This window comes from Streptomyces sp. SID11385 (assembly GCF_010548245.1).
Taxonomy (GTDB): domain Bacteria; phylum Actinomycetota; class Actinomycetes; order Streptomycetales; family Streptomycetaceae; genus Streptomyces.
This window is the reverse complement of sequence record NZ_JAAGLR010000511.1, coordinates 1-15,285: the sequence shown is the minus strand read 5'-3', so window position 1 is coordinate 15,285 and position 15,285 is coordinate 1. Positions and strand designations below refer to the sequence as shown.

General features: G+C 73.1%; 14 protein-coding genes and 2 pseudogenes. 6 read left to right on the top strand and 10 right to left on the bottom strand.

All coding sequences use genetic code 11. The features are described 5' to 3' along the window. The 5 genes and pseudogenes from G3I42_RS37615 to G3I42_RS15920 all read right to left on the bottom strand — a co-directional run. A partial coding sequence (locus tag G3I42_RS37615; RefSeq protein WP_343244559.1) for a Gfo/Idh/MocA family oxidoreductase occupies positions 1–345 on the bottom strand: 345 nt, incomplete at its 3' end. Positions 346–428: 83 nt separating this feature from the next. Further along, positions 429–1,400: pseudogene (locus G3I42_RS15935) on the bottom strand (aminotransferase class I/II-fold pyridoxal phosphate-dependent enzyme); the annotation flags it as partial. A gap of 395 nt (positions 1,401–1,795) precedes the next feature. Beyond that, positions 1,796–3,268, bottom strand: a complete 1,473-nt coding sequence (locus G3I42_RS15930) for an MFS transporter (RefSeq protein ID WP_343244558.1) — start codon at positions 3,266–3,268, stop codon at positions 1,796–1,798. Positions 3,269–3,900: 632 nt separating this feature from the next. Then, a complete protein-coding gene (locus tag G3I42_RS36985) occupies positions 3,901–4,074 on the bottom strand; it encodes a hypothetical protein (RefSeq protein ID WP_203606880.1) in 174 nt (57 codons plus the stop codon). A 263-nt stretch (positions 4,075–4,337) separates the two neighbouring features. Next, positions 4,338–5,783 (bottom strand): MFS transporter, encoded by a 1,446-nt coding sequence (locus tag G3I42_RS15920; protein WP_164286514.1) that lies wholly within the window; start codon positions 5,781–5,783, stop codon positions 4,338–4,340. A gap of 116 nt (positions 5,784–5,899) precedes the next feature. Between G3I42_RS15920 and G3I42_RS15915 the strand changes: the two genes are divergently transcribed. Further along, entirely contained in the window at positions 5,900–6,340 is a 441-nt protein-coding gene (locus G3I42_RS15915; RefSeq protein ID WP_164286512.1) for a helix-turn-helix domain-containing protein, read from the top strand. On the opposite strand, the pseudogene G3I42_RS15910 reads toward G3I42_RS15915, so the two are convergent. After that, positions 6,265–6,477, bottom strand: a pseudogene (locus G3I42_RS15910) (3-deoxy-7-phosphoheptulonate synthase); the annotation flags it as partial. The gene G3I42_RS15915 and the pseudogene G3I42_RS15910 sit on opposite strands and share 76 nt — an antisense overlap. A 184-nt stretch (positions 6,478–6,661) precedes the next feature. Then, complete coding sequence (locus tag G3I42_RS15905; protein WP_343244557.1) at positions 6,662–7,489, bottom strand: tyrosine-protein phosphatase; 828 nt, start codon at positions 7,487–7,489, stop codon at positions 6,662–6,664. Positions 7,490–7,817: 328 nt separating this feature from the next. Between G3I42_RS15905 and G3I42_RS15900 the strand changes: the two genes are divergently transcribed. Next, positions 7,818–8,498, top strand: coding sequence for a DUF2238 domain-containing protein (locus G3I42_RS15900; protein WP_164286511.1), 681 nt, complete (start codon positions 7,818–7,820; stop codon positions 8,496–8,498). 38 nt (positions 8,499–8,536) lie between these two features. On the opposite strand, the gene G3I42_RS15895 is transcribed toward G3I42_RS15900, so the two are convergent. Then, positions 8,537–9,841 carry a cation:proton antiporter gene (locus G3I42_RS15895; protein WP_164286509.1) on the bottom strand — a complete coding sequence of 435 codons (1,305 nt, stop codon included), beginning with the start codon at positions 9,839–9,841 and terminating at the stop codon, positions 8,537–8,539. A 260-nt stretch (positions 9,842–10,101) separates the two neighbouring features. Here G3I42_RS15895 and G3I42_RS15890 point away from each other — a divergent pair, with 260 nt between their 5' ends. Genes G3I42_RS15890 through G3I42_RS15880 form a run of 3 tightly spaced genes read left to right on the top strand, consistent with a single transcriptional unit; the run spans position 10,102 to position 12,793 of the window. Continuing rightward, a complete protein-coding gene (locus tag G3I42_RS15890; protein ID WP_343244556.1) occupies positions 10,102–10,935 on the top strand; it encodes a CPBP family intramembrane glutamic endopeptidase in 834 nt (277 codons plus the stop codon). Then, positions 10,932–12,137, top strand: a complete 1,206-nt coding sequence (locus G3I42_RS15885) for a histidine kinase (RefSeq protein ID WP_164286507.1) — start codon at positions 10,932–10,934, stop codon at positions 12,135–12,137. The genes G3I42_RS15890 and G3I42_RS15885 overlap by 4 nt, the downstream gene beginning before the upstream one ends. Further along, positions 12,134–12,793 carry a response regulator transcription factor gene (locus G3I42_RS15880; RefSeq protein WP_164286505.1) on the top strand — a complete coding sequence of 220 codons (660 nt, stop codon included), beginning with the start codon at positions 12,134–12,136 and terminating at the stop codon, positions 12,791–12,793. Before G3I42_RS15885 ends, G3I42_RS15880 begins: the two co-directional genes overlap by 4 nt. 58 nt (positions 12,794–12,851) lie before the next feature. On the opposite strand, the gene G3I42_RS15875 is transcribed toward G3I42_RS15880, so the two are convergent. Continuing rightward, positions 12,852–13,544, bottom strand: coding sequence for an SDR family NAD(P)-dependent oxidoreductase (locus G3I42_RS15875; protein ID WP_164286503.1), 693 nt, complete (start codon positions 13,542–13,544; stop codon positions 12,852–12,854). 170 nt (positions 13,545–13,714) lie between these two features. Here G3I42_RS15875 and G3I42_RS15870 point away from each other — a divergent pair, with 170 nt between their 5' ends. Continuing rightward, complete coding sequence (locus tag G3I42_RS15870; RefSeq protein WP_164286501.1) at positions 13,715–14,644, top strand: helix-turn-helix transcriptional regulator; 930 nt, start codon at positions 13,715–13,717, stop codon at positions 14,642–14,644. Positions 14,645–14,646: 2 nt separating this feature from the next. On the opposite strand, the gene G3I42_RS15865 is transcribed toward G3I42_RS15870, so the two are convergent. Continuing rightward, a partial coding sequence (locus G3I42_RS15865) for a gfo/Idh/MocA family oxidoreductase (RefSeq protein WP_164286499.1) occupies positions 14,647–15,285 on the bottom strand: 639 nt, incomplete at its 5' end.

The window sequence follows — 15,285 nt, the reverse complement described above, 5'->3', positions numbered from 1 at the left end:
CGCGCGCTCGGCGGCCGCGAGGCGGTCGGCCTCGGCGGCGGTGAGGCACACCGGCTTCTCCAGGAAGACCGGGATGCCGCGCTCCAGCAGCCCGCAGGCGATCGACGCGTGCAGGTGGTTGGGGACGGCGACGACGACGAGGTCGACCAGCTCGGGCGTGAGGTCGGCGAGGTCGTCCAGGACGGGAACCCCGGGCCAGCGGGCCGAGACGGACTCGCGGGCGGTGCGGGAGGTGTCCACGGCGGCGACGACCTCGTAGGCGGGGTGCGCGACGAGGCGGGAGAGCCAGATCTCGCGGCCCGCCCAGCCGAGCCCCGCGACGGCGACCCGGACCGGGGCGTGCACAGCGTGGCCAGCGTCTGGGCGAGGATGTCCGCGATCCGGCGCATCTGCTCCGTCGTACCGAGCAGGGTGCGGTGGTGCAGCCACACGGCGTCCGCGTACACCGCCTCGGTGTTCGGGCAGCGGGCGGCGATCGACTCGACCGTCTCCTCGGGGGCGCCGGTCTCCCAGAAGCCCTCCGAGCGGTAGATGGCGCGGAAGGCGGCGAAGGCGGGAAGACCGCGCTCGATGAGCGCGTCCACCAGGACGTTGCGGCGCTCGGCGCCGAGCCCCGGGACGCGGAACATCGCCATGTAGTGCGGGTTGCGGGTGACGCGGGCGTCGATGCGCTGCGGCTGGACGCCGTCGATCGCGCCCAGCAGCTCCCCGAGGGTCTGCCAGTTCGCCTCGCGGGTGTCGATCTGCCCGCCCAGCCGGGCGAGTTGCGCGCGCAGGACGCTCGCGGAGAACTCGTTCATCCGGAAGTTCGAACCGGAGGTCTTGTGGTGGTAGTAGCGGCCCGTGCTCGGGCGTCCGCAGCTGTGGCGCAGGAACGCCTGCTCGTACTGCTCGGCCGTGCCGAGCGTGACGAGCCCGCTCTCGCCCGCCGTCATGAGCTTGCCGTTCTGGAAGCTGAACGCGGCGACCGTGCCCAGCTCCCCGACCTTCTTGCCCGCCCACTCCGCGCCGTGCGCGTGCGCGGCGTCCTGGATGAGCGGGACTCCGCTGTCCGCCGAGAGCTTCGCGAGCGCGTCCATGTCGCACATCTGGCCCGCCATGTGGACGGGCATGATCGCGGCGGTGCGCGGGGTGATCGCCGCGGCGGCGGCGGCCGGGTCGATGTTGTACGTGTCCGGGTCGATGTCGACGGGGACGGCCACGGCCCCGAGGCGCTGCGCCGCCTGCGAGGAGGAGATGAAGGTGAAGGCCGGCACGACGACCTCGGTGCCGGGGCCGACGCCGAGGACCTGGAGGGCGAGTTCGAGGGCGTGGGTCCCGTTGGTCACGGCGAGGGCGTGCGCGGCGCCGTGGTACGCGCCGAACTCGGCCTCGAACGCGTTCACCTCGCCGCCGCCCATGCGCCACCACTGGCCCTGCTCCAGCGCCCGTACGAGACCCGCGCGCTCCTCTTCGCCGAACTGCGGCCACGCCGGGAATTCGGGCTTGCGGGAATCCTGTGCGGAATTCATTTCACTCCCCATGAGGAATCGAATGCGTGCCGCAAATCTAGGGCCGTGCAAAGACGTAAGGCATCCCCCTAAAGATCCCCTATACGTCCCTTGTCGAAGGCGGCGAGGGAAAGGGAAGCCGGGAATGCGGACGGGGGAATTCCGGGCGAGGGGCGGCCGGGTGGGAAAACACCTCGGCCCCCGGAGCGCGGGGAGCGCCGGGGGCCGAGGTGCCGGGGGGCCGGTCCGGGCCGCTTCGGCGGTCCGGACCGGGGATCGGTGGCGGACGGGTCACGGAGGTGGCGTCACACCGTCTCCGCGTCGCGTGACGCCGCCTCCTCGCGGGCGGGCTCGGGCGCGGGGGCCGGCTTGCGGGAACGCAGGACGACCGCGGCGAGGACCAGTCCGGCCGCGACGATCGCCGCCGCGATGCCGAAGGCGTGCGCGTAGCCGTCCGAGAGGGCGGCCACCTCGCTCTTGCCGTCGCCGAGAACCGAGGCGGTGCGCGAGGCGGCGAGGGAGGCGAGGACCGCGAGACCGAGCGAACCGCCCAGCTGCTGCATGGTGTTGACGAGGCCGGAGGTGACGCCCGAGTCCTCGGGCGTGGCGCTCGACATGGCGAGCGTCATGAGAGCCGGCATCCCGAGACCGAAGCCCATGCCGATGAGGGGCAGCGCGGGCAGGACGTCGGCGGCGTAGCCGCCGTCGGCGGGCAGGCGGGAGAGCAGCACGAGAGCGACCGTGATGAGGACGAGGCCCGTGAGCAGGACCGGCTTCGGGCCGAAGCGGCTGATGAGCCGCGCGGAGACGAAGAGCGAGAAGACGCCGATGGCGAGCGAGACGGGCCAGATGCCGAGCCCGGTGACGAGGGCGTCGAAGCCGAGCACGCGCTGGAGGTACAGGGCGCACAGGAACTGGAAGCCGTACATGCCGGTGAGCATGAGGATCTGCACGAGGTTGGCGCCCGCGACGTTGCGGGAGCGCAGGATGCGCAGCGGCAGCAGCGGGCTCGCGGCCTTCGCCTCGCGGACGAGGAACGCGGCGAGCAGGACGAGGACGAGCGCGCCGAGGCCCAGGGTGCGGCCCGAGGCCCAGCCGTAGTCCGACGCCTTGACGATGGTGTAGACGCCGAGCATGAGCGCCGCGGTCACGAGGAGACCGCCCAGGGCGTCGCTGGAGCCACGCTGCTCCACCCGCGCGTCGCGGGGCACCAGCCGCCACACGGCGCCGATGACGAGGGCGCCGATCGGCACGTTGACGAAGAAGATCCAGTGCCAGCTGAGTGCCTGGGTGAGCACCCCGCCGAGAACGACGCCGAGGGAGCCGCCGACGGCGGAGGCGAAGCTGTACACGCCGATCGCCTTGGTGCGCTCGGCGCCGTCGCGGGCCAGCGTGACGACCATGCCGAGGGCGACCGCCGAAGCCGCCGCGCCGCCGACGCCCTGGACGAAGCGCGAGACGAGCAGCATCGCCGAGTTGCCGGAGGCGCCGCAGAGGACGGAGGCCACGGTGAACACGACCTGGCCGATGAGGAAGAGCCGCCGGCGGCCGAAGAGGTCACCGAGACGGCCGGTCAGCAGGAGGAGCCCGCCGAAGGGAATCATGTACGCGTTGATGACCCAGGCGAGACCGGCCGCTGAGAAGTCGAGGCTGCTGCCGATGCTCGGCAGCGCGACGTTCACGATCGACCCGTCCAGAATGATCATGAGCTGACCGAGGCAGAGAAGGAAGATGGCCGCCCAGGGGGACCTCGGCGGCGAAGTGGTCTGGGTGCTCACGAGCGGGTTACCTCTCAGTTGGTTCTGCGGCTGGGGAAATCTTCGGCAATCGCGGGGGCTTCCGAAAGAAGGAAGTTTCCTGTCCCAGAGGAACATCGGTGTGACTCAGCAGGTCACGAGCCCGCGGCTGCCGAGAGCTTTTCGGGAGGGGGGTGGCGTGCGCGGGGGCGCCGAGCACCTCGCGGACCGCGGCCTCCAGGTCGGCGGGGCGTACCAGGACACGGACGGTGTCGTCCCCACCGTCCGCCGTGAGATAGCGGCGGCCGACCAGGATGCGCTGGCCGGTGTCGAAGGCCCGGCTGCGGATGCCTTTTCCCGTGCGGCGTCGACGGTCGTCACGGCTTTGTTCCTCACTCCGCACTTTCCGCGCGGAGGTGGCGGCCTTCCGCTTGCACGTCCGGGGAATCCGCCATGCTCCGAACCGAATTGATCCGGCCGGTGCCCCAGCTGCTGAAGGCGCACGCCGCCCGGTTCTGGGCTAAGACCGCGTACCGCGACGCGGTCCGCTCGGTGACGCACGCGGAGCTGGAGGAGCGCACCGGGAGGCTCGCGGGGCACCTGGCCGGACTACGGCTCCAGCCCGGCGACCGCGCCGCGATCCCGCACGGCAACAGCGTCGACTACGTCGAGAGCTACCTCGCCATCACCCGGGCCTCCGCCGTCGGGGTACCGCCCCCCGCCTCACCGAGGACGAGACAGCCCACCTCCTCGACGACAGCGGCGCCCGGGTCCTCGTCACCGAGCCGGCAGAGCCGGTCCCGTACCTCGTCGGGCAGCACCACGCCTTGCGACAACTGGCCGAGCACGGCGAGCAGCCCCGCCCGCTGTCCGAGGCCACGGGCCGCCGCACGAGCGTCCCCCGTGCCGCGGCGGCCTCGCCGACGGCGGCGAGCGGACTCGTGTTGCCGCAGGCCACCGGCTCGGCAAGCAGGGCGAGCGCGCCCCGCCGCCGCGTGGCAGACCGCTCCAGCAGTTCTCTCCGCGGGGGCCGGGCGACAAAAAGGCCCGTCCCTCGCCGCCGCGATCGCCGCGCGGCGTGAGGGACGGGCCCACCGGGTCCGTCGAGACGTCAGCCCCGGGCCGTACCCGTCGGCGTCGGCGCGTCGGCGGGGGACGGGGCGGCCACCGGTGCGGGGCGGTCGCGCAGCACGGCCGTCGCCACCACGAGGGCCGCGAGGACCAGGACCGCACCGACCCGGAAGGAGAGCTGGTAGCCCTCGGTGAGCGCGGCCGGTTCGGCGGTGCCGCCGGCGCGCAGGGTGCGCGTGTGCGAGGCGGCGAGCGTGGACAGGACGGCGAGGCCGAGCGCGGAGCCGATCTGCTGGACCGAGTTGAACATCCCGGAGGCGAGCCCCGAATCGCTCGGTGTCGCCCCCGACATCGCGAGCCCGGCGAGCGAGGGCATCGCGAGCCCGAAGCCCGCGCCGAGCGGGATGGTGGCGGGGAAGACGTCGGTCACGTAGCTGCCGTCCGCGCCGACCTGGCCGAGCAGCGCGAGGCCGGCGGCGATGAGGACGAGCGCCACGGCGAGCAGCCGGCGGGCGCCGATCCGGGCGATGAGGCGGGGTGCGACGAAGAGCGACATCGCCCCGACGAGCAGGGAGACGGGCGTGACGCCGAGCCCGGTGCGGATCTCGTCGAAGCCGAGGACGCGCTGCATGTACAGCACGGCGAGGAACTGGAAGCTGAACATCCCCGAGATCAGGAGGAGATGCGTGCCGAGCGCCCCCGACACGTTGCGGAAGCGGAACATGCGGGGCGGCAGGAGCGGATCGGTACCCCGGGCCTGCCGGACGAGGAACGCGGCGAGCAGGACGAGGGCGGCGAGCCCGCAGCCGAGGGTCCGGGCCGAGCAGAAGCCGTGGTCGCCGCTCTCCACGATGGCGTAGACCGCCGTCATCAGCGCGGCCGTCACGAGGACCGCGCCGGGCGCGTCCAGGCGGCGCCGCGTGCGGGGCGCCTCCTCGATGCCGAGGTCGCGCCTGGCCAGCAGGAGGACCGCGAGGCCGATCGGCACGTTGACGACGAAGATCCAGTGCCAGCCCACGAGTTGGGTGAGGGCTCCGCCGAGGAGCAGCCCCAGCGTGCCGCCCGCCGACTGGACGAAGCTGTAGACGCCGAGCGCCTTGGCCCGCTCCCGCGGCCCCGGGAAGAGGGTGATGACCATCGCGAGGGTCACGGAGGAGGCCACCGCGCCGCCCACTCCCTGGAGGAAACGGAATGCGAGGAGCGTGCCCGTGTTCGGCGCCAGGCCGCAGAGCAGGGAGGCGAGGGTGAACAGGGCGAGTCCGGCGAGGAACACGCCTTGACGGCCGAAGAGGTCGCCGAGGCGCCCCGAGAGGAGCAGCAGCCCCGCGAAGGGGATGAGGTAGGCGTTGACGACCCAGGCCAGGGCCGGGGCCGACATGCCCAGGTCCGCCTGGATCGCGGGCAGGGCCACGTTCACGATGGTGCCGTCGAGGATCACCATCAGCTGACCGGCGCACAGCACGGCCAGCACCAGTCGGCGCGACATGCCGCCCGCCCCCGGGGACGCGGCTGGAGAAGACACAGAACTCCCTTTCACGGGTGCGTGTTTGTTACCGGAACCATCATGTGTAACCATGGCGTTCGGCGTAAGGAGGCACTTTTATGTCCCAGGGACACATCGATGTGACGGACCCGGCCACGACGACGAACCCGGCCTGCCCGGTGAGCGAGGTACTCGACCGCGTCGCGGGGAAGTGGGCCATCGGCATCCTCGTCGCCGCCGCCAAGGGCCCCGTCCGCTTCACCGCGCTGGAGCGCGACATCGACGGCATCAGCCGCCGCATGCTCACCCTCAACCTGCGCAAGCTGGAGCGCGAGGGCCTGCTCGTGCGCACCGTCTACCCGACCGTGCCGCCCCGCGTCGAGTACGCGTGCACGCCGATGGCGCTGGAACTGTACGAGACGCTGCTCTCCCTGGTGAGCTGGGCCGAACGGCACGCCGTGGACATCGCGCACGCGCACCTCGTCTACGACACCGAGCACGCCGCCCCGGCGGAATCCCCCGAGCGCGCCTCCCGTTCGAGCGTTCCCGCGATGAGGTAGGCGAGTTCGAGGGACTGACCCGCGTTGAGGCGCGGGTCGCAGGCCGTCTCGTAGCGGCCCGCGAGGGCGAGGTCGTCGATCTGCTGGAGACCGCCCAGGCACTCGGTGACCTCGTCGCCGGTCAGCTCCAGGTGGAGGGGGACCGGGGCGAGCGCGGTGTGCGTGCGCGGGGTTGACGCAGACCGAGCGGCCCGCCGCCCGACTCCACGAGCTGTGGAGCCGGGCGGTTCTCGTGGGCGGACGGTTCCGATACGGGGATGACGCTCGTGGCGTCCGGGGGCCGGTGACGCTCGGAGCGGAGCGCGTGCCGCGGTGCCGGTGTCAGACCAGCAGCTTCGCCTTCAGGGTCGCGATGTCCGCGTCCGTGAGGCCGAGGCCGTGGTGCACGTAGGCGTCGAAAGAGCCGTAGATCTTGTTCGCCTCGGTGAACGCGGCGTTCAGCCAGGAGAGTTGCACCGCCTCCGGGTTCCCGGTGTACGTGTTGCTCGCGAGGAAGTCGGCCTCGACGGTGGCGCGCGGGACACCGAGGATCGTCAGGAGGACGGCGGTCGTCCAGCCGGTGCGGTCCTTGCCCGCCGTGCAGTGGTAGACGAGGGCGCCGGGCTCGTGGGCGACGGCGAGCAGCGTGTCGCGGAAGGCGTGGTCGGCGCCGACGAAGTTGACCATGAAGGGGTAGCCGATCGACTGCCCGAGGTCCCCGGAGCCGTTGAAGAGCCCGGCGGCGAGCGCCTGGGCGAGGGTGGCGGCGGCGTTCTCGTGGAACTTCACGCCGTACGCGAGCGAGAGGACGTCGGCGACCTGGTACGTGATGCCGGCGGGCAGCGCGTCGGGATCGTCGGAGCGCTCCACGGCGTTGCGCAGGTCGACGTCACGGGTGATGCCGAGGGACGTGAGGGTGCTCTGCTCGGCGGCGTCGAGATCGCTGAGCTTGCCGGAACGGTAGACCAGGCCCGTACGGACGTGGTGGCCGTCGGCCGTCTCGTAGCCGCCGATGTCGCGGAAGTTCTTGGCGTGCGGGAGCGAGACCGCGGCGGTGGAGACCGTCGCGGTGGGGGTGGCCGCGTGGGCGGCGGGGGCCAGGGCGAGGGCGGGGCCGGCGGAGAGCAGGGCGGCGGTCATCGCGGTCACGGCGATTCCGGGCAGGCGCACGGGAGACTCCTCAGTGGGGGAAACGGCTGGCACGTGGAGCCCGCCCATCGTGTGCCGCCCGCCTCTTCCGCGCGTGGACACGACATGACCGTCCGGCGAAGAGAGCGCGGCTACTGCCGTAGTGCGCACGCGAGTTGAGCGACGCGGCGCCGATACGGCCGCACCCGGCTCCCCCTCCCACGCCCTCTACGCGCAAGATCGCACGCCGCTTCCGCCCTTACTCAGCCCAACCGGGCGACGCACGCCGTGGCTTGAGTGCGCGTACTCATGAGGGCGGTTGCCGTCCGGGCCGAGAGTGGGGGTTCGTTCCGAACACGAGGAGCCGGCGATGACCGCCACCCACCCCGCCCCCGTCCCGTCCCCGAAGGCGGGCCCGTCGCCTCGGCGCCGTCTGCCGGCCGCCCTCGCCGTCGCGGTGGGCGCGGCACTCGTCGTGTCGCGGTACGGCGCGGACGATCCGACGACCTGGCTTCTGGAGACGGTGTGGGTGATGGTCGGCCTGCCGCTCGCGATCCTGACGCGCCGTCGCTTCCCGCTGAGCGACCTGCTGTGCGGGCTGCTGGCGGCGCACGCGCTGATCCTCGTCGTCGGCGGTCACTACACCTACGCGGAGGTGCCGGTGGGGGACTGGGTGCGTGACCGGCTCGGCTGGGACCGCAACCCGTACGACCGTCTCGGCCACTTCGCGCAGGGCTTCGTCCCGGCCGTCCTGGTACGCGAACTCCTCGCCCGCACCTCCCCGTTGCGCGGGAGCCGCTGGCTGCCGCCGCTCACCGTCTGCGCCTGCCTGGCCTTCAGCGCTGTCTTCGAGATGCTGGAATGGCTCGCGGCGGTCACCGGAGGCGATGCCGCGGACGCGTTCCTGGGGACCCAGGGGGACGTCTGGGACACCCAGTGGGACATGTTCTGCGCCCTGCTCGGGGCTGCCTGCGCCCTGCTGCTCCTGAGCCGCGTCCACGACCGCGCCCTCGTCCGCCTTGGCCGCGACACGCAGGCCGCCGCCTCCTGAAAGAGGCCCGCCGCCGTCCGTCGGCCGTATCCGCCCCGTCATCCCTGCCGTGCGGCCTCGGCCCTGTCGCCGGGGACGCGCGCCTCGCGGCGGTCGAGGTAACGCACCACCGGCGTCGCGAGGACGCCGTGGAGCAGTACCGAGACCACGACCGTGAAGGTCACCGTCGCCCACAGTTCCGCGCCGGGGGCGGCCACGTGGGCGTGGCCGAGGGCGTAGGAGAGGTAGAAGAACGAGCCGATGCCGCGTATCCCGAAGAAGGCGGTGACGGCCCGTTCGCGCCGCGAGGCGGCGGTGGAGCGCAGCGAGAAGTACCCGGTGACGGGGCGGACGACCAGAAGCAGGAGCAGGCCGAACACCGCGCCGCGCCAGGTGAGCGGCGCGAGGCCGCCCTGGGCGAGGAATCCGCCGACGAGGAAGAGGACGACAGCGGTCAGCAGCCGCTCGATCTGGTCCATGAACGAGTGCATGACCCGGTGGTAGCCGTGCGCGCGTTCCGCGGCCCGCAGGCTCAGGGCGGTGGCGAAGACGGCGAGGAAGCCGTAGCCGTGCAGCACCTCGGTCAGTCCGTAGGACACGAAGGCCACGGCGAGCGCGACGAAGCCCTCGCTGCGCTCGGAGAAGCGCAGGGAGGCCGGGCGGGCCCGGAAGACGAGCCGGCCGAGGAGCGCGCCGATCCCCGTCCCCGCGAGCACGCCGACGGCGATCCGCAGGAGCACGTCGTAGCCGAGCCAGTGCCCCAGCCAGGCCCCGGACCAGCCGGTGGCGGAGGCGCCGGACAGGGCCAGGGCGGCCATCACGAAGGGGAAGGCCAGCCCGTCGTTGAGCCCGGCCTCGCTGGTGAGCGCGAAGCGGGTCTCGTCCTCGTCGAACTCGGCGTCGGTCGGCTCCCCCACCCGCACCTCCCCGGCGAGCACGGGATCGGTGGGCGCGAGGACCCCCGCGAGCAGCAGGGCCACCGCGGGCGCCCAGCCGAGCAGACCCCAGCCGGCCACGGCGGCGGCCAGGACGGTCAGGGGCATGGCCACGCCCAGCAGCCGCCACGTGGTGGCCCAGGTGCGTCTGCCGAAGGGACGGTTGATGGCCAGGCCCGCGCCCATGAGGGCCACCAGGACGCACACCTCCGTGAAGTGCTCGACGACCGGGCCGGAAGTGACGGGGTCCAGCGCGGGCAGCGGATCGAGCGGCAGCAGGAAGACGACGAAGCCCAGGCCGAGGAAGACCATGGGCATCGAGAGCGCCCACCGGCTCAGCAGCGTTGGCAGCATCGCCGCCGCGAGCGCGCCGAGACCGAGCAGGCCGTAGGTCAGGTCCGTGCCCGACAGATCCATGCGCGTACCCATCCGAGGTCGACAGCGGAACGAAGGAGAGCCGGCCCGCGTCACCGCGCACGCGCGCCCGGGCCGGGAACGATCACCCAGGCACCCGGTACCCCCGGCGGGGTGGCCCACGCGCGGGAGGCGGACGGCCGCCGTCCCCCGTGAGAGCTACGTCCGGGTGTCCACTCCGGGGTGACGACGTGTGGCCTGCGCTTTCCTACCGTTTTCTTCGGTCGCGGTGCCCCGCCCGCGGCCTGTGGACGGAAGCCGAACGAGGAGTCGTCGTGAAACTGGTGTGGCAGATCCTGGCCGTGGTGGCGATCAGCGCGGCCGGGGGGCAGGCGCTCTCCGGGGTGAAGGAGAACCCGTGGCTCGCGCTGCCGCTGGGCGTCCTCGCGGTCGTCCTCGCGGTCCTCGTCTACCGGTGGGTCGTGGGACGCACGGAGCGCCGTCCGGTCACGGAGCTGGCCCGGCACGGGGCGCGGGGAGCTCTCCTGCGCGGGGCACTGATCGGGACCGTCATGTTCGCGTGCGTCATCGCGAACCTCTTCTTCCTCGGTGACTACGAGGTGCACGGCTACGGGTCGCTGAGCGGGGCTCTCGCACTGCTCGGGTTCATGGCGGGCGCGGCGGCCACCGAGGAACTGATGTACCGCGGCCTGCTCTTCCGCCTGGTGGAACGCGGCGCGGGCACCTACCTGGCGCTGGTGGTCTCCGGTGTGGTGTTCGGCGCCTCCCATCTGCTCAATGAGAACGCCACCCTGCTGGGCGCGGTGGCCATCGCGATCGAGGCCGGGGGTATGCTCGCCGCCGCGTACGCGGCCACGCGTTCGCTGTGGCTGCCGATCGGTGTGCACCTCGGCTGGAACTTCGCGGAGGCGGGTATTTTCGGCGCGGAGGTGTCGGGGAGCGGCGGCACGCACGGACTGCTGGACGTGTCGATCTCGGGCCCGGAACTGATCACCGGCGGTGAGTTCGGCCCGGAGGCGAGTGTGTACGCGGTGGTCATCGGCGCCCTGGTGATGCTCGCCTTCCTGTGGCTGGCGCACCGGCGCGGTCACATCGTGCCGAGGAAGCGCGCCGCCCGTGCCGACGCCCTCGTCGCACTCGCGCGGTGAGGCACACGTGGCGGCCGGGCCCGGCCTGGCGGCGGCTCGATGTCAGGGTCCGCGACCTCCCCCTGGGAATCCTGCTCCTGATCTCACCGTTCCTGCCGGGCCTGCGCGGCCACGGAACCGAACTCGGGGACCTGCCGGACCGGCCTCTCGACGCGCTCGCCGCCCTCGTGCTCGTCCTCGAATGCCTCCCCTTCGCGTTCCGCAGGCGCCGCCCGGGCCTCTGCCTGGCGCTGGTGGCCGGTGGTTTCGCGGTGGATCAGTTGTGCGGCTACCACACGACGGCCGGGACCGCCCTGCTCTTCATGCTGATCAGCGCCGGTTCCCACCTGGAGAGCCGCCGCCGCGCGGCCGTGGCGCTCCTGACGGCCGCGTACGTGGTGCTCGCCGTCGCGCTCGCGTGGCGCGGCGGTGACGGGGAGGCGCCGGAGGAGTTCGCCACGTTCTACCTCCTGCTGGCCGCCGCCTGGGCGGCCGGAGCCTGGCTGCGCGCCACGCGCCTCGCGGAGGCGGAGCGCCGCCGGCATGTCGCCATCGAGACCCGTACCGCCGAACGGACGCACATCGCACGGGAGTTGCACGACGTGGTGACCCACCACGTGACGGCCATGGTCGTCCAGGCCGAGGCCGCCCGCTACCTGACCGCCGCTCCCGGCCGGCTGGAGCAGTCCCTGGCCGCCGTCGGCGAGACCGGTCGTGAGGCCCTCGCCGACCTGCGTCACCTGCTCGGTCTGCTGGACCCCGATGCCGGGGCCCGGGGGCCGGGGGGAGCCCGCGGGTCCATGGAGCGTGAGGAGCACGAGGAGCCGAGGACGCCTGCGGCCGACGAGCTGCTCACTCTCGTCGAGCAGGCCCGCCGGGCCGGTCAGCCGGTGGACTTCACCGAGCGGGGCGTGCCGCGCGCCTCGGCGGGGAGCGCCGCCCTCGTCGCCTGCCGGGTGGTGCGGGAAGCGCTGACCAACGCCCTGAAGTACGCTCACGGGAGCCGGACTTCGGTACAGGTGCGGCACGGCGAAGGGGACATCACCGTGGAGGTCGGCACAGGCGCCGGGGGCGCGCGCAGCGCGGCGGCCGTCGGCGGCGGAAGGGGCCTGGAAGGGCTGCGGGCGCGGGTCGACGTCCTGGGCGGCGAGTTCAGCGCCGGTGAAGCGGCGGACGGCGGTTTCACCGTGCGGGCGCGGATACCGGTCGGCGGGATCTCGTGAGCGCACCGATCCGTGTGGTGGTGTGCGACGACCAGATGCTGGTGCGCACCGGCCTGGTCACCATCATCGATGCCCAGCCCGACATGCGGATCGTGGGGGAGTGCGGTGACGGGCGCTCAGGCGTGCGGCTCGTCCGCGAGACGGCTCCCGATGTCGTCGTGATGGATATCCGCATGCCGCTGCTCGACGGCCTCGAAGCCACCCGGCTCCTGGCCGGTGCCGGGGTGAGCGACCCGGTCAAGATCCTCGTCGTGACCACGTTCAACCTGGACGAGTACGTGTACGAGGCGCTGCGGGCCGGTGCCAGCGGCTTCCTCCTCAAGGACGCGCCGCCCGACCGGCTGCTGAACGGCATCCGCACCGTGGCCACCGGCGCGGCCCTGCTGGACCCCGAGGTGACACGCCGGCTGGTCGGCCACTACGCGGCCCGCATCCGCCCTTCCCCGCCGACGCCGGGACCCACCCCCCTCACGCCGCGCGAACTCCAGGTCCTCCGCCTCGTCGCGGACGGCCTCTCCAACAGCGAGATCGCGGCGGCGCTCGTCATCAGCCAGGAAACGGTCAAGACGTTCGTCTCCCGCGTCCTGTCCAAGCTCCAGCTCCGCGACCGCGTCCAAGCCGTCGTCTACGCCTACCGCCACGGCCTGGTGACCTGAGGGCCGCGGTACGAGGGAGAGGGCCGCGCGGACACGGTCGCGGGGGGAGGGGCCGGGGTCAGGCGGGCTGGCCCAGGGGGCGCAGGGTGAGGGTGTTGAGGTCGGTGCCGGCCGGTTGGTCGAGGGCGAAGCGGATGGCCTCGGCGACGGGCCGGGGCGGCAGGACGAAGGGGGGAACGGCGGCGCCTTGCCAGAAGGGTGTGTCGATCATGCCGGGGTTGACCAGCGTGACGCCGATGCCGCGGGTCGTGGCGTGCAGGCGCAAATTCTCGGCGAGTCCGGTGATCGCCCACTTGGTCGCCGAGTAGAGGTTGGCGGGGGAGTTCTTCAGCCCGGCGACGCTGCCGACGAGCACCAGCCGTCCGCCGGTGGCTTCGAGGTGGGGCAGGGCGGCGTGGGCCAGCAGGGCGGGGCCGAGGACGTTGGTGAGGACCATCGGCGCCCACAGCGCCGGGTCGCCGGAACCGATGGAGTCGCCGGACATGAAGCCGGCGTTGGCCACCGCCGCGTCGAGGGCGCCGAAGTGCGTCACGGTACGGCGCACGGCCGACTCGGTGGCCTGCCAGTCCGCCGCGTCCGCGACCAGGCCCAGCAGCCGGTCGGCGTGGCCCGCCTCGTCGAGGAACGCCTTCAGCTTCCTCTCGTCGCGGCCGGTGACGGCCACGCGGTGGCCGTGGTCGAGGAGCAGCCGGGCGGTGTGGGCGCCGATTCCGCTCGTCGCGCCGGTGATCAGTACGGTCTTGCTGGTCATGAACGTGCTCCGTGGGGCTGGGTGGCCGAGGGCGGCGGACAACGGGGGAGAGCCCCGTCGCGTCCGCCGACCTCACGAAACCGGTCCCCCCGGAGGCGGACAAGGTCGTCCTCATGGGGGGTACAGAGCCGACCCCCCTCCGGCCGCGGGTCCATGGGTACGGTGGCCGGATGGAACCTTCGTCCGGAAACCGCGCCGGGAGTCACACGGGCAACCGCGCGGACATCCGCGACTTCCTCGTCAGCCGGCGCGCCAAGCTCGCCCCCGAGCGGGTCGGACTGCCCGCCGGGCGGCGCCGACGGGTTCCCGGGCTGCGGCGCGAGGAGGTAGCGGCCCTCGCCTGCGTGAGCACCGAGTGGTACACCCGGCTGGAGAAGGGCCACGTCGGCGGGGTCTCCGAGGACGTCCTGGAGGCGGTCGCACGGGCATTGCTCCTCGACGAGGACGAGCGCACGTACCTGCTCGACCTGGCCAGAGCCGCCCGCCCGGCCCGCCGCGCCACGCGCCGCCGCGAGGACGCCGCGCTCCCGCCCTCCGTGCAGTGGATGGTGGACTCCATGACCATGGCCCCCGCTTTCATCCGCAGCGGGCGTCTCGACATCGTCGCGAGCAACGCGCTGTGCGGGGCTCTGTACGCGCCGATGTTCGCGAGCGGCACCACCGGCGAGCGGGGCTGCGCCAACTTCGCCCGCTACTTCTTCCTCGACCCCGGCTCCCGGGACTTCTTCGTCGACTGGCCGGAGGGCGCGAGGGCCACGGTCGCCGTGCTCCGCGCCGAAGCGGGACGCGAACCCGGGGACCGGGCCCTGCGCGAGCTGATCGGCGAACTGTCCACGCGCAGCCCCGACTTCCGCGACATGTGGGCCCGTCACGACGTCCGCGTCCGCCACGAAGGCACCAAGCGGCTGGAGCACCCGGACGTCGGCCGCCTGGAGATGACCTTCCGGCACCTGGACCTGCCCCTGTCCCGAGGGGCCGTCCACGACCTGATCATCTACGCGGCCGAGCCGGGCACCCCCTCGGCGGACCGCCTCGCAGTCCTGGCCGGCCGGACCGCGGCGCGGGCCTCGACCGCGGAACCGGCCCAGCCGCCCCGCTGATCTCAGGCGGCGAGGGAGCGCGCCGCCTGCTCCAGCAGTTCCTGGATGCGCAGCCCGCGCGCCGCGTCCGGGGCGGTGGTGACCCCGGTGCGCACGGCGGCGGCGAAGGCGCCGCGCAGGACGGGCCAGCACTCCTCGTGGTCGATACCGGCCGTGTCGTAGACCAACTCCTCCTTCGGGCCGAAGAGTTCGATGCGCGTGCGGGTGCGGGGCAGGCGTACGGCGCCCGAGAGCGAGGCCTGGCTCGTCGCGCCGTTCTCGTGCGCGCAGGTCAGCTCCGTCCAGCGGCGCGGGTCGCCGGTGGCGCGTACGGAGACGATGGGGGAGACGGCCGCGTCGAGCAGGTCGAGCAGGTGCGGGCCGAGGTCGAGGAGGGCGCCGTGCTCCAGGCGCCAGGCGGTGGCCTGGTCGCCTGCCAGGAAGGCGCCGTGCAGGTAGCAGGAGCGCGCGCCGCTCGTGTCGTGGCGCGCGGCCCGGGCCAGGAACTCCTGGGTCGCGGGGTGGTAGCGCTTGGTCAGGACGAGCTGGGAGACGACACCGTGCTCGGCGACGGCGTCGGCGACCGCGCGCGCGGCGGCCAGGTCCGCGCCGAGCGGCTTCTCCAGGAGCAGGGCGCGCCCGGCGGCGGCGGCCCGTACCGC